16 protein-coding genes are annotated in these 21489 nt (G+C 69.7%); 9 read left to right on the plus strand and 7 right to left on the minus strand.

Features of this window, described 5'->3' with window-relative positions:
• Window positions 1-30 precede the first annotated feature (30 nt).
• Window positions 31-2475, minus strand: a complete 2445-nt coding sequence (locus AC1Q9M_RS04800; protein ID WP_492432651.1) for a DNA internalization-related competence protein ComEC/Rec2 — start codon at window positions 2473-2475, stop codon at window positions 31-33.
• 119 nt (window positions 2476-2594) lie between these two features.
• On the opposite strand from AC1Q9M_RS04800, the gene AC1Q9M_RS04805 reads away from it, so the two are divergent.
• From AC1Q9M_RS04805 to AC1Q9M_RS04820, 4 genes are all read left to right on the plus strand, one after another.
• Window positions 2595-6101, plus strand: coding sequence for a transglutaminase family protein (locus tag AC1Q9M_RS04805; RefSeq protein WP_382323759.1), 3507 nt, complete (start codon window positions 2595-2597; stop codon window positions 6099-6101).
• 99 nt (window positions 6102-6200) lie between these two features.
• Complete coding sequence (locus AC1Q9M_RS04810; protein ID WP_382159541.1) at window positions 6201-8801, plus strand: circularly permuted type 2 ATP-grasp protein; 2601 nt, start codon at window positions 6201-6203, stop codon at window positions 8799-8801.
• A 1-nt stretch (window position 8802) separates the two neighbouring features.
• The gene (locus tag AC1Q9M_RS04815; protein WP_382323757.1) at window positions 8803-9768 is read left to right on the plus strand and encodes a transglutaminase family protein; all 966 of its coding nucleotides are present in this window, start codon (window positions 8803-8805) and stop codon (window positions 9766-9768) included.
• A 42-nt stretch (window positions 9769-9810) separates the two neighbouring features.
• A complete protein-coding gene (locus AC1Q9M_RS04820) occupies window positions 9811-10281 on the plus strand; it encodes a RidA family protein (protein ID WP_382323756.1) in 471 nt (156 codons plus the stop codon).
• A 105-nt stretch (window positions 10282-10386) separates the two neighbouring features.
• Here AC1Q9M_RS04820 and AC1Q9M_RS04825 read toward each other — a convergent pair whose 3' ends face one another.
• The 4 genes from AC1Q9M_RS04825 to AC1Q9M_RS04840 all read right to left on the minus strand — a co-directional run bounded on the left by AC1Q9M_RS04825 (window position 10387) and on the right by AC1Q9M_RS04840 (window position 16139).
• Entirely contained in the window at window positions 10387-10566 is a 180-nt protein-coding gene (locus tag AC1Q9M_RS04825) for a hypothetical protein (RefSeq protein WP_382323755.1), read from the minus strand.
• A gap of 21 nt (window positions 10567-10587) precedes the next feature.
• Window positions 10588-11694 (minus strand): DNA glycosylase AlkZ-like family protein, encoded by a 1107-nt coding sequence (locus tag AC1Q9M_RS04830; protein WP_444688175.1) that lies wholly within the window; start codon window positions 11692-11694, stop codon window positions 10588-10590.
• Between the two features lie 7 nt (window positions 11695-11701).
• Window positions 11702-14050 carry a DNA topoisomerase IV subunit A gene (gene parC, locus AC1Q9M_RS04835; RefSeq protein WP_444688176.1) on the minus strand — a complete coding sequence of 783 codons (2349 nt, stop codon included), beginning with the start codon at window positions 14048-14050 and terminating at the stop codon, window positions 11702-11704.
• Between the two features lie 118 nt (window positions 14051-14168).
• On the minus strand, window positions 14169-16139 hold the full coding sequence (locus AC1Q9M_RS04840; RefSeq protein ID WP_382323752.1) for a DNA topoisomerase IV subunit B: 1971 nt from the start codon (window positions 16137-16139) through the stop codon (window positions 14169-14171).
• A 160-nt stretch (window positions 16140-16299) separates the two neighbouring features.
• Between AC1Q9M_RS04840 and AC1Q9M_RS04845 the strand changes: the two genes are divergently transcribed.
• From AC1Q9M_RS04845 to bamC, 5 genes are all read left to right on the plus strand, one after another.
• Window positions 16300-17541 (plus strand): MFS transporter, encoded by a 1242-nt coding sequence (locus tag AC1Q9M_RS04845; protein ID WP_382159561.1) that lies wholly within the window; start codon window positions 16300-16302, stop codon window positions 17539-17541.
• Window positions 17538-17666, plus strand: a complete 129-nt coding sequence (locus AC1Q9M_RS04850) for a hypothetical protein (protein WP_382159564.1) — start codon at window positions 17538-17540, stop codon at window positions 17664-17666. Before AC1Q9M_RS04845 ends, AC1Q9M_RS04850 begins: the two co-directional genes overlap by 4 nt.
• Complete coding sequence (locus tag AC1Q9M_RS04855; protein WP_492432656.1) at window positions 17666-18220, plus strand: class I SAM-dependent methyltransferase; 555 nt, start codon at window positions 17666-17668, stop codon at window positions 18218-18220. Before AC1Q9M_RS04850 ends, AC1Q9M_RS04855 begins: the two co-directional genes overlap by 1 nt.
• 75 nt (window positions 18221-18295) lie before the next feature.
• Complete coding sequence (gene dapA / locus AC1Q9M_RS04860; RefSeq protein WP_382159570.1) at window positions 18296-19195, plus strand: 4-hydroxy-tetrahydrodipicolinate synthase; 900 nt, start codon at window positions 18296-18298, stop codon at window positions 19193-19195.
• Window positions 19196-19223: 28 nt separating this feature from the next.
• The gene (gene bamC / locus AC1Q9M_RS04865) at window positions 19224-20339 is read left to right on the plus strand and encodes an NlpB/DapX family lipoprotein (RefSeq protein ID WP_382323750.1); all 1116 of its coding nucleotides are present in this window, start codon (window positions 19224-19226) and stop codon (window positions 20337-20339) included.
• Window positions 20340-20425: 86 nt separating this feature from the next.
• On the opposite strand, the gene AC1Q9M_RS04870 is transcribed toward bamC, so the two are convergent.
• Window positions 20426-20773, minus strand: a complete 348-nt coding sequence (locus AC1Q9M_RS04870) for a hypothetical protein (RefSeq protein ID WP_382159573.1) — start codon at window positions 20771-20773, stop codon at window positions 20426-20428.
• A 190-nt stretch (window positions 20774-20963) separates the two neighbouring features.
• Window positions 20964-21473 (minus strand): hypothetical protein, encoded by a 510-nt coding sequence (locus tag AC1Q9M_RS04875; protein ID WP_382159576.1) that lies wholly within the window; start codon window positions 21471-21473, stop codon window positions 20964-20966.
• Between the last annotated feature and the right edge of the window lie 16 nt (window positions 21474-21489).

Below are 21489 nucleotides of genomic sequence, written 5' to 3' on the forward strand. Positions count from 1 at the left end.
CAAACCGTTTTGATCGTTTAATTGATCATTTTAATGATTATGATCGTTAGATTGATCATTTTCCTGCTTGCCAGGATGGTGCCAGTACCGGCGACCGACCTCGCGCTGGCACACCACGCGGTCGGGCTCGGCGCTGCGCCAGGTCGCCGCGCCACACCCGGGTGAGTTCACCCAGGGAATGCCGCGCTGGGCATAGCGCTCCAGCACCACCGGCGCGGGGTGGTTGAAGCGGTTGCGGTAGCCCGACTGCACCATCACCAGGCTCGGGCGCAGGGTGTTGAGCAGCACCGGGCTGCTGGAGGTCTGGCTGCCGTGGTGGGGCGCGAGCATCACGGTCGCGCGTTGCTCGGGCCGCGCGAGCGCCAGGCGCACCTCGCGCGCGGCATCGATGTCGCCGCCCAGCCAGGCGCTCTGCGCACCGTTGGACACGAGCAACACGCAGGACATGGCGTTGCTGGAGAGCCGCCCATGGCCGGTCTCGTCGTAGTCATCGGGTTGCGGGTGCAGCACCTCGAAATCCACCCCATCCCACCGCCAGCGCTGGCCCGCCACGCAGCGGCGCGCGGCGTCGCTGTCGTAGGACGAGAGCCAGCGCGCCTGCGGCTGCGCCGCCTGCACCGAGGGCGCGCCACCGGAATGGTCGCTGTCGCTGTGACTGACCACGACCGTGTCGAGCCGCTCGCCGAGCGCGCGCAACAGCGGCAGCACCACGCGGTCGCCGGCGTCGGCGGCATCGGGCTGCGGCCCATAGCGCGGGCCGGTGTCGTAGAGCAGGCTGTGGCCGGCGGTGCGCAGCAGCACCGCGCTGCCCTGCCCCACGTCCAGCGCGATCAATTCGAACTGGCCCGGCGCTGGGCGCGGTGGCGCGTAGAGCAAGGCCGGCCAAAGCAGCATCAGGCCCGAGAGCCGCACCACCCAGGGCAGGCGCAACACGAGCAACACACCGCCCAGCACCGCCGCCAGGGCCAGCGGCCACGGCGCCACGGGCCGGAACAGGGCCGCGCCCGGCCACTGGGCCAGCCACTGCAAGGCGAGCGACAAGGCCTGCACCGCCCAGGCGGCCCCATCCCACAAGGGCGGCGCGAACACACCGAGCAAGGCCAGCGGCGTGACCAGCAGGGTCACCCAGGGAATGGCGGCGAGGTTGGCCACCAGCCCCACCACCGAGAACTGGCCGAACAGCAGCAGGGTGAGCGGCGCGAGCGCCACCGTCACCACGCCCTGCTCGCGCAGCAAGGCCAGGAAGGCCCGCGCCGCGCGCTGCGGCCAGGAGCCCTCGGGCGCGGGCGAGCGCCGGCCCGGGTCGGTGGCGAACAGGATGCCCACCGCCACGAAGCTGAGCCAGAAGCCGGCCTGCATCAAGGCCCAGGGGTCGAGCAGCAGCACCACCGCCATGGCCAGCAGCCACACATGCGGCCAGGGCCACTGTCGCACCGACAGGCGCAGACCGACCACCACGGCCAGCATGAGCACGGTGCGCTGCGCCGGCACGCCCCAGCCCGAGAACAGCGCGTACGCCGTGGCCAGCGCCACGCCACCCAGGCCCGCCGCCCAGGGCGTGGGCAGCGCCAGCAAGGCCTTGGGCCAGCGCAGCGCCAGGCGCCGCCAGAGCGCGCCCACCAGCGCCGTGGCCAGCCAGGCGAACAGCGTCACGTGCAATCCTGAAATGCTCATCAAATGAGCGACGCCTGTGGTGCGGAAGAGGTCCCAGTCGCTGCGGTCGATGGCGGACTGGTCGCCCACCACCAGCGCGGCCAGCACGCCCGCGCTGCGCGGGTCTTCGTGCACGCGGGCCTCGATGCGCTCGGCCACGCCCTGGCGCAAGCGGTCCAGCGGGTGCCAGGGTGTGGCGCCCAGCCGCTGGGGCGCCGGGTCGCGCGGGCCGCTGCGCACATAACCGGTGGCCTGGATGCCCTGCTCCCAGAGCCAGCGTTCGCGGTCGAAGCCGTGCGGGTTGGCGTTGCCGTGCGGGCTGCGCAGGCGCACTGTGAAGCGCCAGCGGTCGCCCGCGCGCAGGCCGGGGCCGGCCCCGCCGGCCTCATCGGGCCGCAGGTACCAGCCCAGTTGCAGGCGCGGTGGCAGCGCCACCGCCTGGCCGCCGCGCGCGGCCGACTCCACCACGAACTCGAAGCGCTCACCCTGCGCGCTTCGCTGCGGCAGGGAGGCGATGCGCCCGGTCGCCTCGATGTCGATGCCTTGCAGGGCCGGGTCGAGCGCGTCGGCCGCGAAATGCACGGCGCGGGCGCCGGTGGCACCGACACCGATGAGCGCGCCCGCCACCCAGGCCAGCAGCAGCGCAGGGGCGGCACGCCGGGTCAGCCGCAAGGCCCCCAGGCCCAGCACACCGGCCAGCAGCAAAGCGCCGTAGACCTCCAGGGACCACAGCGCGGGCTGCTGCAATTGCAGCGCCACGCCCAGCACCCAGCCCAGCAGCGCCCCGAAGCCGGAATGGCGCACGATCAGACCGGGCGGCACCGCTTGGTGGAAATGTCATGTGGCCGTGGCGCAAGACTTGCTAGCATGGCTGCAAGCCGCGTCGGCCGGTTGGTGGCTCGCGGATCCATTGTTGTTCCCCTCCCAGGAAAGTCTCTCGTATGGCCATCCATGTTGCCCTGAGCCACATCACCCATTATCGGTACGACCGCCTGGTCAAGCTGGGGCCTCAGGTGGTCCGGCTGCGGCCCGCGCCGCACAGCCGCACCAAGGTGCTCTCGTATTCGCAGCGCATCGAACCCGGCGAGCATTTCATCAACTGGCAGCAGGACCCGTTCGCCAACTACCAGGCGCGCCTGGTGTTCCCCGAGCCCACCACCGAGTTCAAGGTCACGATCGACCTGGTGGTGGAAATGGCGGTCTACAACCCGTTCGATTTCTTCCTGGAGCCCTCGGCCGAGAACTTCCCGTTCACGTACGACGAGGCGCAGAAGCAGGAACTGGCCCCCTACCTGGCCACCGCGCCGCTCACGCCGCTGCTCAAGGCCTACGTGGCCGAGGTGGACCGCAGCGAGCGCCGCACGATCGACTTCCTGGTCGAGATCAACCAGCGGCTGCAACGCGACATCGCCTACACCATCCGCATGGAGCCCGGCGTGCAGACGCCCGAAGACACGCTCAAGCTCAAGAGCGGCTCGTGCCGCGACAGCGGCTGGCTGCTGGTGCAGATCCTGCGCCACATGGGCCTGGCCGCGCGCTTCGTCTCGGGCTACCTGATCCAGCTCACGTCCGACGTGAAGTCGGTCGACGGCCCCAATGGCCCCGAGAAAGACTTCACCGACCTGCACGCCTGGTGCGAAGTCTTCCTGCCCGGCGCGGGCTGGATCGGGCTGGATCCGACCTCCGGCCTGCTCGCGGGCGAAGGCCATGTGCCACTCGCCTGCACGCCGCAGCCCTCGAGCGCGGCGCCGGTGGAAGGTGGCGTGGACAAGTGCGAGGTGGAATTCAGCCACCACATGAGCGTGACGCGGGTCTACGAGTCGCCGCGCGTCACCCGCCCCTACACCGACGAACAATGGGCCGGCGTGCTGGCCCTGGGCGAAAAGGTGGACGCCGATCTGGAACAGCACGACGTGCGCCTGACCATGGGCGGAGAGCCCACCTACGTGGCCACCAGCGACCGCGACGCCGCCGAGTGGAACACCGACGCGCTGGGCCCCACCAAACGCGGTTACGCCACCGAGCTGCTGGGGCGCCTGCGCGCCGAGTACGGCGCGGGCGGCTTCGTGCACATGGGCCAGGGCAAGTGGTACCCGGGCGAGCAATTGCCACGCTGGGCGCTGTCGATGTTCTGGCGCGCCGATGGCGAGACCCTCTGGCACAACCCGGCCCTGCTGGCCGACGAGCGCGACGAAGCGCGCTGCACCAGCGACGACGCGCGCCGCTTCACGCAGGCGCTGGCGCGCAAGCTCGGCCTGTCCACCCAGTACATCACCCCGGGCTACGAGGACACCTGGTACTACCTCTGGCGCGAGCGCCGCCTGCCGGTGAACGTGGACCCGTTCGACAGCAAGCTCGACGACGAGCTCGAACGCGCCCGCCTGCGCCGCGTCTTCGGCCAGGGCCTGGACGCCACCGTGGGCTACGTGCTGCCGCTGCAGGCCTCGGGCCGCAACGGCGCGCTGTCCAACAACGGCAAGAGTGGCTACCCGCGCATCTCGGGCACGGTGTGGTCCACCGGGCCCTGGTTCTTCCGCGACGAGCGCATGTACCTGATCCCGGGCGACTCGCCCATGGGCTACCGCCTGCCGCTGGACTCGCTGCCCTGGGTCTCGGCCGGCGACTACCCGTACCACATCGAACAGGACCCGCACTCCGCGCGCGACCCGTTGCCGCGTGGCGCGGCCGTGAAGCACCAGGTGTCACCGCACCAGGTGGGTGGCGGCTTCGCCGAGGGCGGCACGGTCTCCATGCAAGGCATGGACTTCGACCCGGATGCCGAGACGGTGGAAGGCCTGCGCCCGGGCCAGCCCGGCCCCGGCGCGGCGCCCGCGCAGGCCTTGGCCGCGCGCTTCCCGCAGCGCGCCGAATCGGCCGCCTGGCTCACGCGCACCGCGCTGTGCGTGGAAGCGCGCGACCCGCACCGCGCCAACGGCCCCAAGGCCGAGAAGGCCGGCGGCGGCAAGAACCAGCACCTCTACATCTTCATGCCGCCCATGGCGCTGCTGGAGGACTACCTCGACCTGCTCGCCGCCGTGGAAGCCACGGCCGAGAAGCTGGGCATGAGCATCGTGCTCGAAGGCTACCCGCCGCCGCGCGACCCGCGCCTGAAGATGCTGCAGGTCACGCCCGACCCGGGCGTGATCGAGGTCAACATCCACCCCGCGCACAACTGGGGCGAGCTGGTGGAGCACACCGAATTCCTCTACGAAGCCGCGCACCAGACGCGCCTGTGCGCCGAGAAGTTCATGACCGATGGCCGCCACACCGGCACCGGCGGCGGCAACCACTTCGTGCTCGGCGGCGCCACGCCGGCGGACTCGCCCTTCCTGCGCCGGCCCGAGCTGCTGGGCAGCCTGCTGGCCTACTGGCACAACCATCCGTCACTGTCGTACCTGTTCAGCGGCCTGTTCATCGGCCCGACCAGCCAGGCGCCGCGCGTGGACGAGGCGCGCAACGACCAGCTCTACGAACTGGAGATCGCGCTCGCGCAGATCGGGCAGAACCGCAAGACCTACGGCGAAGACATGCCGCCGTGGATGGTGGACCGCACGCTGCGCAACATCCTGATCGACGTCACCGGCAACACGCACCGCAGCGAGTTCTGCATCGACAAGCTCTACTCGCCCGACGGCCCCACCGGGCGCCTGGGCCTGCTGGAGCTGCGCGCCTTCGAGATGCCGCCACACGCGCGCATGAGCATCGCGCAGCAGCTGCTGCTGCGCGCCATGATCGCGCGCTTCTGGAAGCAGCCCTGGCAGGGCCGCCTCACCCGCTGGGGCACCGAGCTGCACGACCGCTGCCTGCTGCCCACCTTCGTGCGCATGGACTTCGAGGACGTGCTCACCGACATGGCCGACGCCGGTTACCCCTTCGACATGGCGTGGTTCGAGCCGCACTTCGAGTTCCGTTTCCCGCTGGTGGGCGAGGTCGCCGCGCGCGGCATCGAGCTCACCCTCCGCAGCGCGCTGGAGCCCTGGCACGTGATGGGCGAAGAAGGCGCGGTCGGCGGCACCGTGCGCTACGTGGACTCCTCGCTGGAGCGCGTGGAGGTGCGCGTGAGCGGCTTCAACGACAGCCGCCACGTGATCACCTGCAACGGCCGCGCCCTGCCCCTGCAGAGCACCGGCACCGCGGGCGAGTACGTGGCCGGTGTGCGCTACAAGGCCTGGAGCCCGCCCTCGGCGCTGCACCCCTCGATCGCCGCGCACGCGCCGCTGACCTTCGACATCGTCGACACCTGGCTCAAGCGCTCCATGGGCGGCTGCCAGTACCACGTCGCCCACCCGGGCGGGCGCAACTACGACACCTTCCCCATCAACGCCTACGAGGCCGAGAGCCGCCGGCTGTCGCGCTTCTTCCAGATGGGGCACACGCCCGGCCGCATGGACGTGACGCCGGCCCAGCACAGCCGCGAGTTTCCGTTCACGCTCGACCTGCGGACCTGAACACGCGGCCCGGGCCTGCCAGAACCTGTTTGAAGGATGCCACACGGCGATTCACGTCCCCCCGGCCCGCCGATACCCCAGCGGGCATACTCTAAGCCCGTGAATCCCGACCCCACCGAATCCCTCTTTGCCCAGTTGCGCCCGGACACCCCGGGGGCCTGGGCGCTCTCCCTGTCCGTGCCGGCGGACGCGGGCCACCGCGACGAGCTGCGCGCCGGCGGCGACCCCGAGGCCTCGGCGCTGTCGCGCCCCTGGGCCAGCTTCTTCGAACACATCGGCGCCGACGGCTTCAGCGACCTCAACCGCCGCGCCGAGAACCTCGAGCGCCAGATCCGCGACAACGGCGTGACCTACAACGTCTACGCCGACGCCTCCACCGGGCTCGAACGCCCCTGGTCGCTCGACCTCTTCCCCAAGCTCATCGGTCCGCAGGACTGGGCGCAGATCGAGGCCGGCGTGTTGCAGCGCACGCGATTGCTCAACGCCATGATGGCCGACCTGTACGGCGAGCGCGAACTGCTCAAGCGCGCGCTGCTGCCGGCCGCGCTGGTGCAAGGCCACCCGGGCTACCTGCGCTCCATGCAGGGCGTGCGCCCGCCGGGCGACACCTGGCTGCACATCGTGGGCTTCGACCTCGCGCAGGGGCCCGACGGCCGCTGGTGGGTGGTCGGCCAGCGCACCCAGGCGCCCTCCGGCCTCGGCTACCTGCTGGAGAACCGCATCGCCATCGGGCGCCAGTTCCCCAAAGCCTTCGCCGGCATGAAGGTGCAGCGCCTGGCCGCGAGCTACCGCGCCCTCATGGACGGCATCAAGCGCATGGCACCCGAGGGCGAGAACGCGCGCATCGCCCTGCTCACGCCCGGCCCCTACAACGAGACCTACTTCGAACACGCCTACCTCGCGCGCTACCTCGGCCTCACGCTGGTGGAAGGCAACGACCTCACGGTGCGCGACCAGCGCCTGTTCCTCAAGACGCTCAGCGGCCTGGAGCCGGTGCACGCGCTCATCAAGCGGCTGGACGACGAGTGGCTGGACCCGCTGGAACTGCGCTCCGATTCGCGCCTGGGCGTGCCCGGCCTGCTGCAGGTGCTGCGCGCGGGCAACCTGCTGCTGGCCAACGCGCCGGGCTCGGCCCCGCTGGAATCGAGCGCGCTGCTGGGCTTCCTGCCCGCCATCAGCCGCCACCTGCTGGGCGAGGAACTGAGCCTGCCTTCGCTGGCCACCTGGTGGTGCGGCGAAGACGCCGCGCTGCGCGAGGTGCTGCCGCTGCTGCGCGACAGCGTGATCAAGCCCACCTACCCGCGTTCCGGGCTGGACACCGTGATGGGCCAGAGCCTGAGCGCGCGCGAGCTCGACGAGTGGTCGGGCCGCATGGCCCGCCACGCCGACGACTACACCGTGCAGTCCTGGCTGCCGCTGTCGCAGACGCCGACCTGGAGCGGCGAGCGGCTGATGCCCCGCTCGGCCATGCTGCGCGTGTTCGCGCTGGCCGACGGCCCGAAGTCCTGGCGCGTGCTGCCCGGCGGCATGGTGCGCCTGGCACCGCGCGGCCAGCTCATCGCCGCCATGCAGCGCGGCGGCAGCAGCGCCGACTGCTGGGTGCTCACCGACGGCCCGGTGGACCACACCAGCCTGCTGCAATCCGCGCCGAGCACGCTCACGCTGGCGCAGCAGAAACGGCCCGTGACCAGCCGCGCCGCGGAAAACCTGTTCTGGCTCGGCCGCTACACCGAGCGCGCCGAAAACAGCGTGCGGCTCGCGCAGATCGTGCTCAGCCACCTGGGCGGTGAAGAACCGAACTCGCGCGCGCTGATGGCCTGGCTGACCAGCATGGCGCGCGAGAACGCCCTGGTGCTGCCCGATGTGCCGACCGCCTCGCTCTCGGCGCGCGTGTTCTCGCGCAGCCTCATCGCCGCGCTCTCGCCCGCGCCCGGCGATGCGCTGGCCGCGCAGTCCTTCAGCGTGGGCTTCAACCTGCGCGCGCTCAAGGCGGCGGCCGCGCAGGTGCGCGAGCGCCTGTCGCAGGAACACTGGAACCTGATCGAGCGCACCGAGGCCAGTTTCGCGCGCGACTGCGCCGCCCTGTCCACCGACGCCGAGTACGCCACCGCCGAAGCCATCGCGGCGCTGCAGAACGCCAGCGAGCTGCTCGCGGCCATCACCGGTTCGCAGACCGACCGCATGGTGCGCGACGACGGCTGGCGCCTGCTCTCCATGGGCCGCCACATCGAACGGCTCATCACGCTGGCGCGCGCGCTGTCGCTCGCGCTCGAACACGGCTGCGTGCACGACCAGGCCGGCTTCGAGGCCGTGGTCGCGCTGTTCGACAGCACCATCACCTTCCACGCGCAATACCAGCAGCGGCGCGACATGGTGGCGCTCATCGACCTGCTGGTGATGGACCGCGACAACCCGCGCTCGCTGGCCTGGGTGGTGCACACGCTGCGCTCGCGCCTGGCCAAGCTCTCGCACAGCGCCACGCCGCAGGACGCGGTGCTCGCGCGCGGCCTGCCCGACCCCAACACCTGGGTGCTGCCCGACCTGAGCAACTGGCAGCGCAGCCCGGACGGCCAGCGCGTCTGGAGCGACCTGGCCGCCTTGCTCGACGGCTGCGAGATCGCAGCGATCGACCTCTCCGACGAGATCACGCGCCTGCACTTCAGCCACGCGGACCAGCGCAACCAATCGCTCGGGGCCTGACATGCTGCTGCGCATCCTGCACCGCACCCGCTACCGCTACCACGGCGCCATCGACATGGCGCAGCACATGGTGCACCTGCGGCCGGTGGACACGGCCTCGCAGCGCGTGCGCTCGCACGAGCTGCGCATCGACCCCGAGCCGGCCGCGCGCAGCGAGACCACCGACGTGTTCGGCAACCCGCGCACCTTCTTCTCGCTGCAATCCATCCACAGCATGTTGACCGTGGAGGCCGACAGCCTGGTCGAGACACAAGCGCCCGAGCCCCTGCCCGAAGGCCCGCCCTGGCGCGGCATGAACTGGGAGCGCGTGCGCGAGCATTTCCGCTACCGCGCCCAGGCACCGTTCGACGCGGCCAGCGAGTTCCTCTTCGCCTCGCCCTACGTGCCGCGCGACGACGCCTTTGCCGCCTTCGCCCGCCCGGCCTTCAAGCCCGGCCTGCCGGCCCTGGAAGCGGCGCGCGCGCTGATGGAGCGCATCCACAACGAGCTGAGCTACGAGACCCACAGCACCGAGGTGAACACCCCCGCGCTCGACGCCCTGGCGCAAGGCAAGGGCGTGTGCCAGGACTTCGCCCACATCATGCTGGGCTGCCTGCGCTCGCTCGGCCTGCCCGCGCGCTACGTCAGCGGTTATCTGCTCACGCGCCCGCCGCCGGGCAAGCCGCGCCTGATCGGCGCCGATGCCTCGCACGCCTGGGTCTCGGTGTACGTGCCCCTGCCCGCCTCGGCCGATGACCCCGACGCCGCCCCCACCGGCGCGTGGTTCGACTTCGATCCCACCAACAACCGCTGCGGCTGGGGCAGCCCGGGTGAGGACTACGTGACCCTGGCGATCGGGCGCGATTTCGCGGACGTCTCGCCCATGCGCGGCGTGATCCAGAGCGGCGCGCGCCACACGCTGGCGGTGGCCGTGACGGTGGCCCCGCCAGACGAACTGGAACAGCTCCAGACAGCCGAAGACGCCTGAACCCGTCGATAGAATGGACCGCTCATTCTTCAGGAGCCTTCCATGAGCATTTACGACAAGCTGACCCAACTCGGCATCACCCTGCCGCCCGTGGCGGTGCCCGCCGCGGCCTATGTGCCCTTCGTGCAGACCGGCAAGCTGATCTTCCTGAGCGGCCACATCGCGAAGCAGGACGGCAAGCCCTGGGTCGGCCAACTCGGCCTGACCATGACCACCGACGAAGCCAAGCCCGCGGCGCGCGCCGTGGCCATCGATCTGATGGGCACGCTCGCCGCCGCCTGCCAGGCCGCTGGCACGGACCTCAATGGCGTCAAGCGCATCGTGAAGGTGCTCAGCCTGGTCAACTCCACCGCCACCTACACCGAGCAGCACCTGGTCACCAACGGCTGCAGCGAGCTGATCGGCGAGGTGTTCGGCTCGGCGGCCGGCGCGCACGCGCGCAGCGCCTTCGGCGTGGCGCAGCTGCCCCTGGGCGCCTGCGTGGAAATCGAGCTGATCGCAGAGTTGAAGTAACCCCCCGCGCGCCTTCGGCGCTCCCCCCTTGAAGGGGGGCGACACCTTGGGCCGGCAGAGCCGGACCCTGGGTGTCTCTGGACGGGCTCCCCCACTCCAGCCCGGTTACTTCTTCTTGCGTTCGTTGGCGCGCCGCACCTGGCGGCTCTGGGCGGTTTGCGGGACCGCCTTGGCCTGGCCGGCACGGCGCCTCGCAAAATACCGCGTGGCGAAGCGCGCGACGCCAAAGGCCAGCGCCGCCATCACCGCGGCGATCACGATTCCCGTCCATTCGCTGTTGTCCATCGTCAGCTCACCTGCGTCATTTCATTCGGATCCGGCGGGCGCCAGGAAGCGCTCGAACCGTTCCAGTTCCTCGTCCAGCGCGCGCCGGAAAACGGCATCTCGGGGGCGCGCCTCGGCAAACCCCAGTTCGTGCCGAAGCTGCCCGCGCTCCAGGCGCAGGTTGGCCCAGCCCACCATGCGTTCGCCCCACAGCACCGGCAGGGCGTAGTGGCCCATGGTGCGCTTGGGCGCTGGCACATAGGCTTCGAAGCGGTATGCCCAGTCCCACAGCATCTCGAACCGCCGCCGGTCCCACACCACAGGGTCGAACGGCGCAAGCAGCCGCACCCCTTCATCGGGCTGGTGGCGGCGCGAAGCGGGGTTTTCATCGGCCGGCCAGAACCAGGTGGTGCCGTCGATCACGGCATGGCCATAGCGTTCGCGCGCGGTCTTCACCACGGCGCGTGCCTCGACCGACAAGTGATTGGCGCCGTAGCGCAGCAGGGTGACCAGGTAGCCGAGGCTGGGTGCCGGAATGGGTGCGTACAGCGCCACGATGACATCGACCAAGGCCTGGGCTCGCGCCAGACGCGCCGCCGGGCTGTCGTCCTGCTCGGTGTGCCGCATCGCCTCGTACACCCGCGTGCCCGATTCGCGGCGGCGCACGCGCAACCAGCCGTGGTGGTGCATGTCGTCGAGCAGCCGGGTGCTGGCATTGAGTTCACCACCCCAGTAGCCGGCCACGCGGCCATGGTGCACGAAGGCCTCGCCCACCTCGCGCGGGTGGACCACGCCACGCTCCTGCACGAAGGCCAGCAGCTCGCGCGCGCGGTCCGTGGTGGCCGCGTCCCAGGGCCGGCGCGGCGTGCGCGGGTGCAGCAGCGCCAGCATCTCGCGCGGCACGAAGCCGTAGTTGACGAACGCGTCCTCCTCCACACCCAGCCGCTCGTAGCGGCGCTCCAGGTCGCCGGCGCGGTAGTCGCGCACCCGCTGGTAGAGGATGAGGTCCTGCGCGCGCGCCGGCGCGCGCATGGGATCGGCCTGCACGAAACCGAGCCGGCGGATCGCGGCCGGCAGCGTCACGGGTTTGAACAGGCTGCGCGCGATCGCATAGCGGCGCAGCTCGGCCAGGGTGGGCGAGCGCGCCATGGCCGCCTTACTCCACCCGCGTGATGCGGCTGGGCTTGAAGCCGAGATCGGCCGCCTTGCCCTTGCGGGCCCGCGCGGCGCGCGCGTTGTTGAGGCTGCGGATCTCCAGCGTTTCCTCGCGCTCCTTGCCGCCGCGCCCGATGCCTTCGATCTTCACGCTGCGGGTGTAGGCGGCGGCGCCGGCCAGGGTGTCCTTGGCTTCGAGGTCGATCAGCATCAGGCCACGGCCGCCCTTCTCCATCAGCTTGAGTTCGCCGATCTCGAAGGTGAGGATGCGCCCGCCGGTGGAGGCGCAGCACACGTGCGTGGCCGGCACCAGCGGCACGCCGCCGGAGGTGAAGGCCGCGTGCGACGGCGCGCACGGCGTTTCGCCTTCGCCGAGGTTGAGGAAGGTCTTGCCGCCGCGCTGGCGCGACACCATGTTCTCCACCGTGGCCAGGAAGCCGTAGCCGCCGCTGCTGCTGAGCAGCAGCGCCGCATTGGCCGGGCCGGCGAAGTAGTGCAGCGGCTGCGTGCCGCTTTCGAGTTCGATCAGCGTGGTGATGGGCTGGCCGTCGCCGCGCGCGCCCGGCAGGCTGGCCACGGGCACCGAGTACACGCGCCCGTTGCTGCCGAAGGTGATGAGCGTGTCCACCGTGCGGCACTCGAAGGTGCCGTACAGGCCGTCGCCGGCTTTGAACGCGAAGCTGCCGGCCTCGTGGCCGTGGCCGGTGCGCGCGCGCACCCAGCCCTTGCTGGAGATCACCACCGTCACCGGCTCGTCCACCACCTTGATCTCGGCCACGGCCTTCTTCTCGGCCTGGATCAGCGTGCGGCGCTCGTCGGCGAAGGTCTTGGCGTCGGCCTCGATCTCTTTCACCATCAGGCGCTTGAGGCTGCCGGGGTTGCCCAGAATGTCTTCGAGCTTGCCCTGCTCTTCGCGCAGTTCCTTGAGCTCCTGCTCGATCTTGATGGCTTCGAGCCGCGCCAGCTGGCGCAGCCGGATTTCCAGGATGTCCTCGGCCTGGCGGTCGCTGAGCTTGAAGCGCTCGATCAGCGCGGCCTTGGGCTCGTCGCTGTGGCGGATGATGCGGATCACCTCGTCGATGTTGAGCAGCACCAGCTGCCGGCCTTCGAGGATGTGGATGCGGTCCAGCACCTTGGTGAGGCGGTGCTGCGAGCGGCGGGTGATGGTGCCCTGGCGGAATTCGATCCACTCGGTGAGCATCTGCCGCAGCGACTTCTGCGTCGGCCGGCCGTCGAGCCCCACCATGGTGAGGTTGATCGGCGCCGAGGTTTCCAGGCTGGTGTGGGCCAGCAGCGCGGTGATGAGTTCCTGCTGTTCGATGCGGCTGCTCTTGGGCTCGAACAGCAGGCGCACGGGCGCGTCCTTGCTCGACTCGTCGCGCACGCCGTCGAGCACCATGAGGATGCTGGCCTTGAGCTGCGTCTGTTCCTGCGTCAGCGCCTTCTTGCCAGCCTTCACCTTGGGGTTGGTGAGTTCCTCGATCTCTTCGAGCACGCGCTGCGTGCTCACGCCCGGCGGCAGCTCGGTCACCACGAGCTGCCACTGGCCGCGCGCGAGGTCTTCGATCTTCCAGCGCGCGCGCACCTTGAGGCTGCCGCGGCCGGTGCGGTAGGCATCGGCGATGTCGCCGGCCGGGCTGATGATCTGGCCGCCACCGGGGTAGTCGGGCCCGGGCAGCAGCGCGAACAGCTCGTCGTCGGCCAGCTTGGGATTCTTCACCAGCGCCACGCAGGCGTCGGCCACCTCGCGCAGGTTGTGGCTGGGGATCTCGGTGGCCAGGCCCACGGCGATGCCGCTGGCGCCGTTGAGCAGGTTGAACGGCAGGCGCGCGGGCAACTGCTTGGGCTCGACGGTGGAGCCGTCGTAGTTGGGCACGAAGTCCACCGTGCCCTCGTCGATCTCGTCGAGCAGCAGGGTGGTGATCTTCGCCAGGCGCGCTTCTGTGTAACGCATGGCCGCGGCACCGTCGCCGTCGCGCGAGCCGAAGTTGCCCTGGCCGTCGATCAGCGGATAGCGCTGCGCGAAGTCCTGTGCCATGCGCACCAGCGCGTCGTAGGCGGCCTGGTCGCCATGCGGGTGGAAGCGGCCCAGCACGTCGCCGACCACGCGCGCGCTTTTCACCGGGCGCGCGGCCGTGTTGCGGTTGGGCCCGCTGAAGCCCAGCCCCATGCGGTCCATGCTGTAGAGAATGCGGCGCTGCACCGGCTTCTGGCCGTCGCACACGTCGGGCAGGGCGCGGCCTTTCACGACCGAAAGCGCGTATTCGAGGTAGGCGCGCTGCGCGTAGTTCGCGAGGTTCATGCCGTCGTCGTCCGGCGCGGACAGCGGCAGTTCAGGAGTTTCAGTCATGGCAAATCAGTTCTTCGTTCAAGGCGGCGATTCGGTCAAGGACACCGCAGATCCGGCTCTGCCGGTCTGCCAGTGTCGCCCCTGAGGGGTGACGCGAAGCGGCGCGGGGGGAGTTCAACTAGATATCGATTTCGACCGAGTCGCCATGCAACTCCATCAGCTCGCGGCGCGAGGCGGCTTCGCCCTTGCCCATGAGTTTGGTGATGAGGGCTTCGGTGCCGGCGAAGTCGATCGCGCCGAGCACGACCGGCATGAGGCGGCGCGTATCGGGGTTGAGGGTGGTGTCCCACAGCTGCTCGGCGCTCATTTCGCCCAGGCCTTTGAAACGGCTGATCTGGCATTTCTCGGGCGGCACGCCGTCCTTGGCGGTCTTGTCGAGGATGGCGTGCAGCTCGCCTTCGTCCAGCGCGTACTGCTTGGCCGCCGGCTTCTTGCCGCGCGCGGGGATGTCCACGCGGAACAGCGGCGGGCGCGCCACGTACACGTGGCCGGCCTCGATGAGTTTGGGGAAGTGGCGGAAGAACAGCGTGAGCAGCAGCACCTGGATGTGCGAGCCGTCGACGTCGGCGTCGGACAGGATGCAGACCTTGCCGTAGCGCAGGCCGCTGAGGTCGGGCGTGTCGTTCGGGCCGTGCGGGTCCACGCCGATGGCGACCGCGATGTCGTGGATTTCGGTGTTGGCGAACAGGCGGTCGCGCTCGACTTCCCAGGTGTTGAGCACCTTGCCGCGCAGCGGCAGCACGGCCTGGCTTTCCTTGTCGCGGCCCATCTTGGCGCTGCCGCCGGCCGAGTCGCCCTCGACCAGGAACACCTCGTTGTGCGCGAGGTCCTTGCTCTCGCAGTCGGTGAGCTTGCCGGGCAGCACGGCCACGCCGGAGCCCTTGCGTTTTTCGACTTTCTGGCCGGCCTTCTGCCGCGACTGCGCGGCCTTGATGGCGAGCTCTGCGAGCTTCTTGCCGTAGTCCACGTGCTGGTTGAGCCAGAGCTCGAGCGCGGGGCGCACGAAGCTGCCGACCAGGCGCACGGCGTCGCGCGAGTTCAGGCGCTCCTTGATCTGGCCCTGGAACTGCGGGTCGAGCACCTTGGCCGAGAGCACGTAGCTGGCACGCGCGAACACGTCTTCGGGCAGCAGCTTCACGCCCTTGGGCAGCAGCGCGTGCAGTTCGATGAAGCCCTTGACCGCCTGGAACAGGCCGTCGCGCAGGCCGCTTTCGTGCGTGCCGCCCGCGCTGGTGGGGATCAGGTTGACGTAGCTCTCGCGCACCGGCTGGCCGTCTTCGGTGAAGGCCACGCACCAGGCCGCGCCCTCGCCTTCGGCGAAGCTGTCGTGCCCGCTGTCGGCGAAGCCTTCGCCCTCGAACAGGGGAATGACCGGCTCGCCGGTGAGCGTCTGCTGCAGGTAGTCGCGCAGGCCGCCCTTGTAGAGCCAGGTCTGGGTGTCCTTGGTCTTTTCGTTCACCAGCGTCACGCTCACGCCCGGCATCAGCACCGCCTTGCTGCGCAGCAGGTGGGTGAGTTCGGCCATGGGCAGGGTGGCGGCTTCGAAGTACTTGGCGTCGGGCCAGGCGCGCACCGTGGTGCCCTGCTTGCGGTCGTCTGCGCCCTTGGGCGAGATCACCAGCGGTTCGATCACGTCGCCAGCGGAGAACGCCAGTTTGGCCACCTGGCCCTCGCGGAAACTGGTCACTTCCAGCCGGGTGGAGAGCGCGTTGGTCACGCTCACGCCCACGCCGTGCAGGCCGCCGGAGAAGCTGTAGGCGCCGCCCTTGCCCTTGTCGAACTTGCCGCCCGCGTGCAAACGGGTGAACACGAGTTCGACCACCGGGGCCTTTTCCTCGGGGTGCAGGCCGAACGGGATGCCCCGGCCGTCGTCTTCCACGCTGACCGAATGATCGGCATGCAGCGTGACCTTGATCTTCTTGCCGTGCCCGGCCAGGGCCTCGTCGGCCGCGTTGTCCAGCACTTCCTGGATGATGTGCAGCGGGTTGTCGGTGCGGGTGTACATGCCCGGCCGCTGCTTGACCGGTTCCAGCCCCTTGAGGACGCGGATCGAGCCTTCGGAGTATTCGTTGGGTGTTTGGGTCGCCATGGGGGCGGATTGTATGCCCCGAAGACTGTATGCAAATACAGACTTTCGGCTTCAGGCCGACCAGCGATGCGCGCGATTCATCAGTGGCGCGGGAAAATATCAAGCCTTCGCGGCATGCCCGTGACAGGCAAGGCCCATCCATCTTCGCTACAGTTCCCGGATGCCCTCGACCCCCACCCTCCCGACCCCGCCCCGCCTCTCTGCCCTGCAGGTGCTGGCCTGCGGCGCCCTGATCGTCACCCTGTCCATGGGCATCCGCCACGGCTTCGGCCTGTGGCTGCAGCCCATCACCCAGGCGCAGGGCTGGTCCCGCGAGACGTTCTCGTTCGCCCTGGCGATCCAGAACCTGTCCTGGGGGATCTTCGGCATCTTCGCCGGCATGGCGGCCGACCGTTTCGGCGCCTTCCGCGTGCTGATCGGCGGTGCGGTGGCCTATGCCCTGGGTCTGGCCGGGATGGCGCTGAGCACCTCGTCTCTGGGTTTCGCGCTCACCACCGGCGTGCTGATCGGCGCGGCCCAGGCCGGCACCACGTACGCGGTGATCTACGGCGTGATCGGCCGGCAGATTCCGGCCGAGAAGCGCTCCTGGGCCATGGGCGTGGCCGCCGCGGCCGGGTCGTTCGGCCAGTTCCTGATGGTGCCGGTGGAAGGCTGGCTGATCAGCAGCTTCGGCTGGCAACAGGCCCTGCTGTTCCTCGCGGGCGCCGTGCTGCTGGTGATGCCGCTGGCCCTGGGCCTGCGCGAACCGGGCTTCGCGGGCGGCGCGCCGGTGCACCGCGAACAGACCATTGGCCAGGCCTTGCGCGAGGCCTTCCGCTACCGCAGCTTCCAGCTGCTGATGGCCGGCTATTTCGTCTGCGGTTTCCAGGTGGTGTTCATCGGCGTGCACATGCCCAGCTACCTCAAGGACCACGGCCTGTCGCCCCAGGTGGCGAGCTACGCGCTGGCGCTGATCGGCCTGTTCAACGTGATCGGCACCTACGCCGCTGGCGCGCTGGGCCAGCGCCTGGCCAAGCGCCACATCCTGGCCTTCATCTACTTCGCGCGCGCCGCGGTGATCGCCGTGTTCCTGATCGCGCCGCTCTCGCCCATGAGCGTCTACGTGTTCTCCGCCGTCATGGGCCTGCTCTGGCTCTCCACCATTCCACCCACCAACGCGGTGGTGGCGCAGATCTTCGGCGTGGCCCACATGTCCATGCTGGGCGGCTTCATCTTCTTCAGCCACCAGATCGGCAGCTTCCTGGGCGTGTGGCTGGGCGGCGTGCTGTACGACAGGACCGGCAGCTACGACATCGTCTGGTACCTCGCGATCGCGCTGGGCGTGTTCGCCGGGCTGGTGAACCTGCCGGTGCGCGAAGGCCCGATCGCGCGCGCCCCGCAGCGCGTGGGAGCCGCGGCGTGAAGCCTGTGGCCGTGCGCGCCCTGGCCTGGGCCGCGGCTGGCGCGGCCCTGCTGGCGACGTTCGCGCTCTACCACCGGCCCGAGTTCCTGGTGAACCTGGCCGACCAGATCTGGAGCTGCTTCTGATGCATGGCACCGAGGCGCCTTCGGCGTGGGTGCGGCGCTGGTCGCACCTGGTGCCCACCGGCGGTTCGGTGCTCGACGTGGCCTGCGGCCAGGGTCGCCACCTGCGCTGGTTTGCCCAACGGGGCCACCCCGTCACCGGCGTGGACCGTTCGCCCGAAGCCATCGCCGCCGTGCAGCCCCTGGGCCGCGCCGTGCTGGCCGACATCGAGAACGGGCCCTGGCCGTTCGACGGCGAGCGTTTCGACGCGGTGGTCGTCACCAACTACCTCTGGCGCGCCCTGCTGCCCCGCATCGTGGACAGCGTGGCCGAAGGCGGCGTGCTGCTGTACGAGACCTTCGCGGCCGGCAACGAGAGCGTGGGCAAGCCCTCGCGGCCCGACTTTCTGCTGCAACCGGGCGAACTTTTGCAGGCCGGCCAGGGTCTGCACGTGGTGGCCTATGAAGATGGTTTCTGCGACCGCCCCGAACGCTTCGTCCAGCGCCTGGCGGCGGTGCGAAAACGGCCCGGGACCCCCGTGCCGCCCCCCAGGTATCCGCTGGATGCCACTGGGTAGAATGCAAGATTCGCGCGCGCTGCCCGCCCCACCGGGGCGATGCAGGGTGGACGCCTCCATTTGAGCCTTTAGCCTATGAACCCCATCACCGGCAGCATCGTGGCCCTGGTCACGCCCATGCATGAAGACGGCAGCGTCGATTACCCCACGCTGCGCAAACTGATCGACTGGCACATCACCGAGGGCACGGACTGCATCGGCGTGGTCGGCACCACGGGCGAATCGCCCACGGTCAACGTCGAGGAACACTGCGAGATCATCCGCGTCTCGGTCGAGCAGGCCAAGACGCACGGCGCCAAGCGCGTGCCCATCATGGCCGGCTGCGGCGCCAACTCCACCGCCGAGGCCATCGAGCTCGCGCGCTTCGCCCAGAGCGTGGGCGCCGACTGCCAGCTGCAGGTCGTGCCCTACTACAACAAGCCCACGCAAGAGGGCCAGTACCAGCATTTCAAGGCGATTGCCGAAGCCGTGGGCGACCTGCCCACCGTGCTCTACAACGTGCCCGGCCGCACCGTGGCCGACATGGCGCACGACACCGTGCTGCGCCTGGCGCAGGTGCCCGGCATCGTCGGCATCAAGGAAGCCACCGGCAACATCGAGCGCGCGCAGTGGCTGATCCGCGACGTGCCCAAAGGTTTCTCGATCTACTCGGGCGACGACCCGACCGCCGTGGCCCTCATGCTGTGTGGCGGCCAGGGCAACATCAGCGTCACCGCCAACATCGCCCCGCGCCTGATGCACGAGCTGTGCGTGGCCGCGATCGCGGGCGACGTCAAGCGCGCCATGGCGATCCAGCTCCAGCTCATGCCGGTGCACAAGAACCTGTTCGTGGAAGCCAACCCGATCCCGCTCAAGTGGGCCATGGCCCGCATGGGCCTGTGCAACGAGGCCATGCGCCTGCCGATGACCCCCATGACGCGCTCCCTGGCGCCCGTGGTCGAAGGCGCGCTGAAGCAGGCCGGCCTCATTTCCTGACCCCTTTCGTTCCTACCGAGCCCCATTCATGTCCAACCGAACCCTGTCCTCGACCCCGCGCATCCTGACCCGCCTGGGCCTCCTGGCCGCCGCCGCCCTCGTGGTTTCGGGCTGCTCGATGCTGCAGGAAGACAAGATCGACTACAAGAGCGCCAAGCGCGGCAGCACCCTGGACGTGCCGCCCGACCTGAGCCAGCTCACCCGGGATTCGCGCTACAACGTGCCCGGCTCGGTGGTCACTGCCAGCGGCTATGAAACCGCCCAACCCGCGCAGGCCACGGCCGCCAGCACCGCCGCCGTGAGCGTGGGCGACGTGCGCATCGAGCGCGCGGGCAACCAGCGCTGGCTCGTGGTGAGCCGCCCGGCCGACAAGCTCTGGAGCCCGGTGCGCGATTTCTGGCAGGAAAACGGTTTCCTGCTCGACATCGACCAGGAAGGCCTGGGCATCATGGAAACCGATTGGGCCGAGAATCGCGCCAAGCTGCCGCAGGACTTCATCCGTTCGACCATCGGCAAGGTGTTCGAGAACCTCTACTCCACCGGCGAACGCGACCGTTTCCGCACCCGCTTCGAACGCACCGCCAACGGCGGCACCGAGATCTACATCAGCCACCGCGGCATGGTGGAGGTCTATTCCACCAAGGAAAAAGACCAGACCGTGTGGCAGCCGCGCCCGGCCGACGTGGAGCTGGAAACCGAGTTCCTGCGCCGCCTGATGGTCAAGCTCGGCGTGAGCGAGGCGCAATCTCGGGCCGTGACCGCCACCGCGCCGGTGCAGGCCGCGGCGCGTGTCGCCATGGTGAACAACGCGCCCGTGGTGCAGTTCGACGACAACTTCGACCGCGCGTGGCGCCGCGTCGGCCTGTCGCTCGATCGCACGGGCTTCACCGTGGAAGACCGCGACCGCAGCCAGGGCCTCTACTTCGTGCGCTACGTCGAACCCGTGGTCAACGCCAAGGAGCCAGGCTTCTTCGCCAAGATGTTCGGCGCTTCGAAGACCGAGGCCTCGACCGAGCGCTTCCGCGTGTCGGTCAAGAGCGTCGAGAACCAGACCACCGTCGCGGTGCTCGACAGCCAGGGTCGGCCGGACAGCTCGGCGTCCGCGCAGCGCATTGCCAAACTGCTGGCCGAAGACCTCAAGTAAGAACGCCACGCACCAAGGAAAAAGCCGCCCGAGGGCGGCTTTTTCTTTGACCGGCCCGCAGCGCGGGCCTGCCCCTCAGGGCTGGGTCACTTCACAGCGGCCTTGGCATCGGCGGCGGCTTCCTTGGCCTTGTCGGCCACTTCCTTGGCGGCGTCCGCGGTGGCAGCGCCTGCGGCCTTGGCGGCGTCGGCGGTGGCGGCACCGGCTTCCTTCGCAGCGTCCACGGTGGCAGCGGTGGCTTCCTTGGCGGCATCGACGGCGGAAGCGCCGGCTTCCTTGGCGGATTCGGCAGCGCCGGCCATGGAAGGCGCAGCAGCGGCCGGAGCGGGTTCAGCGGCAGGTGCCGGTGCGGCGACCGGTGCCTCTTCCTTCTTGCCGCAGGCGGTCAAGGCGATGGCGGCCAACAGGCTGGCGAGCAGGATGGTTTTTTTCATGATGACAGTTCCAATGGATGAGAAAGACAGGCGGTCGAACGACCGGTTCGGAAAGGTTCCACGCACCCTGGGTGTTGTGTGACGGGAGGCCATCCAGCGGAGTGGGTTGACGTGACAACCCTCCCCTGCCGCGCGGATGATACCGCCCCGTCCTGGTGCAAGAAGCGAGAGGGGTTGTTTTTACCTTTGCTCACAGCCCCAGTGTGGACGCCGGGAAAGCGGGCGTGCTCTTGAGCGCCCACTCCTGCAGCTGCTCCTGCAGGGCCACGCGGCGCTCCGCGCTGCGGCTCACCACCATGGTGCATCGCAGGGGGTCCAGCCGCTGCAGCGTCCAGGCCGGTGACCACAACACGCTGGGCAGTTCGCCCACCGAGGCACTGGCACAGGCCTGCGCCTCCACCAGGTGCCCCCAGGTGCTGCGCCACTGCACGAAACGCGGGTGCATCTGCCGCAACACGCTGTAGTCGCGCGCCAGCAGATGCAGCGAACGGCCGCGCTGCGACCACGCATTGAGCGAAGCCACCACATCGCGTTCGCCCAGCGGCCAGTCCGCGAAGTCCGCGTCGCACAGGACCATGCGCGGCCAGCCCTCTTGCGCCGCCGTGGCGAAGGCCTGCCGGATCAGGTCGATGAAGGCCACGCGGCCGGAGAGCCGGCCTTCGGGCAGCGCGGCGATCGAAGCATCCAGGGGATCGGTCATGCGGGTCTCCTGACGA

Source organism: Hydrogenophaga sp. GW823-FHT04C09 (genome assembly GCF_058796355.1).

What these genes read in the sequence shown, in the direction of transcription:
- AC1Q9M_RS04805 (WP_382323759.1), top strand. Translation starts at nt 2,595, where the DNA reads ATGGCCATCCATGTTGCCCTGAGCCACATCACCCATTATCGGTACGAC.
- AC1Q9M_RS04815 (WP_382323757.1), top strand. Translation starts at nt 8,803, where the DNA reads ATGCTGCTGCGCATCCTGCACCGCACCCGCTACCGCTACCACGGCGCC.
- AC1Q9M_RS04820 (WP_382323756.1), top strand. Translation starts at nt 9,811, where the DNA reads ATGAGCATTTACGACAAGCTGACCCAACTCGGCATCACCCTGCCGCCC.
- AC1Q9M_RS04830 (WP_444688175.1), bottom strand. Translation starts at nt 11,694, where the DNA reads ATGGCGCGCTCGCCCACCCTGGCCGAGCTGCGCCGCTATGCGATCGCG.
- AC1Q9M_RS04845 (WP_382159561.1), top strand. Translation starts at nt 16,300, where the DNA reads ATGCCCTCGACCCCCACCCTCCCGACCCCGCCCCGCCTCTCTGCCCTG.
- AC1Q9M_RS04840 (WP_382323752.1), bottom strand. Translation starts at nt 16,139, where the DNA reads ATGGCGACCCAAACACCCAACGAATACTCCGAAGGCTCGATCCGCGTC.
- dapA (WP_382159570.1), top strand. Translation starts at nt 18,296, where the DNA reads ATGAACCCCATCACCGGCAGCATCGTGGCCCTGGTCACGCCCATGCAT.
- AC1Q9M_RS04855 (WP_492432656.1), top strand. Translation starts at nt 17,666, where the DNA reads ATGCATGGCACCGAGGCGCCTTCGGCGTGGGTGCGGCGCTGGTCGCAC.
- bamC (WP_382323750.1), top strand. Translation starts at nt 19,224, where the DNA reads ATGTCCAACCGAACCCTGTCCTCGACCCCGCGCATCCTGACCCGCCTG.
- AC1Q9M_RS04825 (WP_382323755.1), bottom strand. Translation starts at nt 10,566, where the DNA reads ATGGACAACAGCGAATGGACGGGAATCGTGATCGCCGCGGTGATGGCG.
- AC1Q9M_RS04870 (WP_382159573.1), bottom strand. Translation starts at nt 20,773, where the DNA reads ATGAAAAAAACCATCCTGCTCGCCAGCCTGTTGGCCGCCATCGCCTTG.
- AC1Q9M_RS04875 (WP_382159576.1), bottom strand. Translation starts at nt 21,473, where the DNA reads ATGACCGATCCCCTGGATGCTTCGATCGCCGCGCTGCCCGAAGGCCGG.
- parC (WP_444688176.1), bottom strand. Translation starts at nt 14,050, where the DNA reads ATGACTGAAACTCCTGAACTGCCGCTGTCCGCGCCGGACGACGACGGC.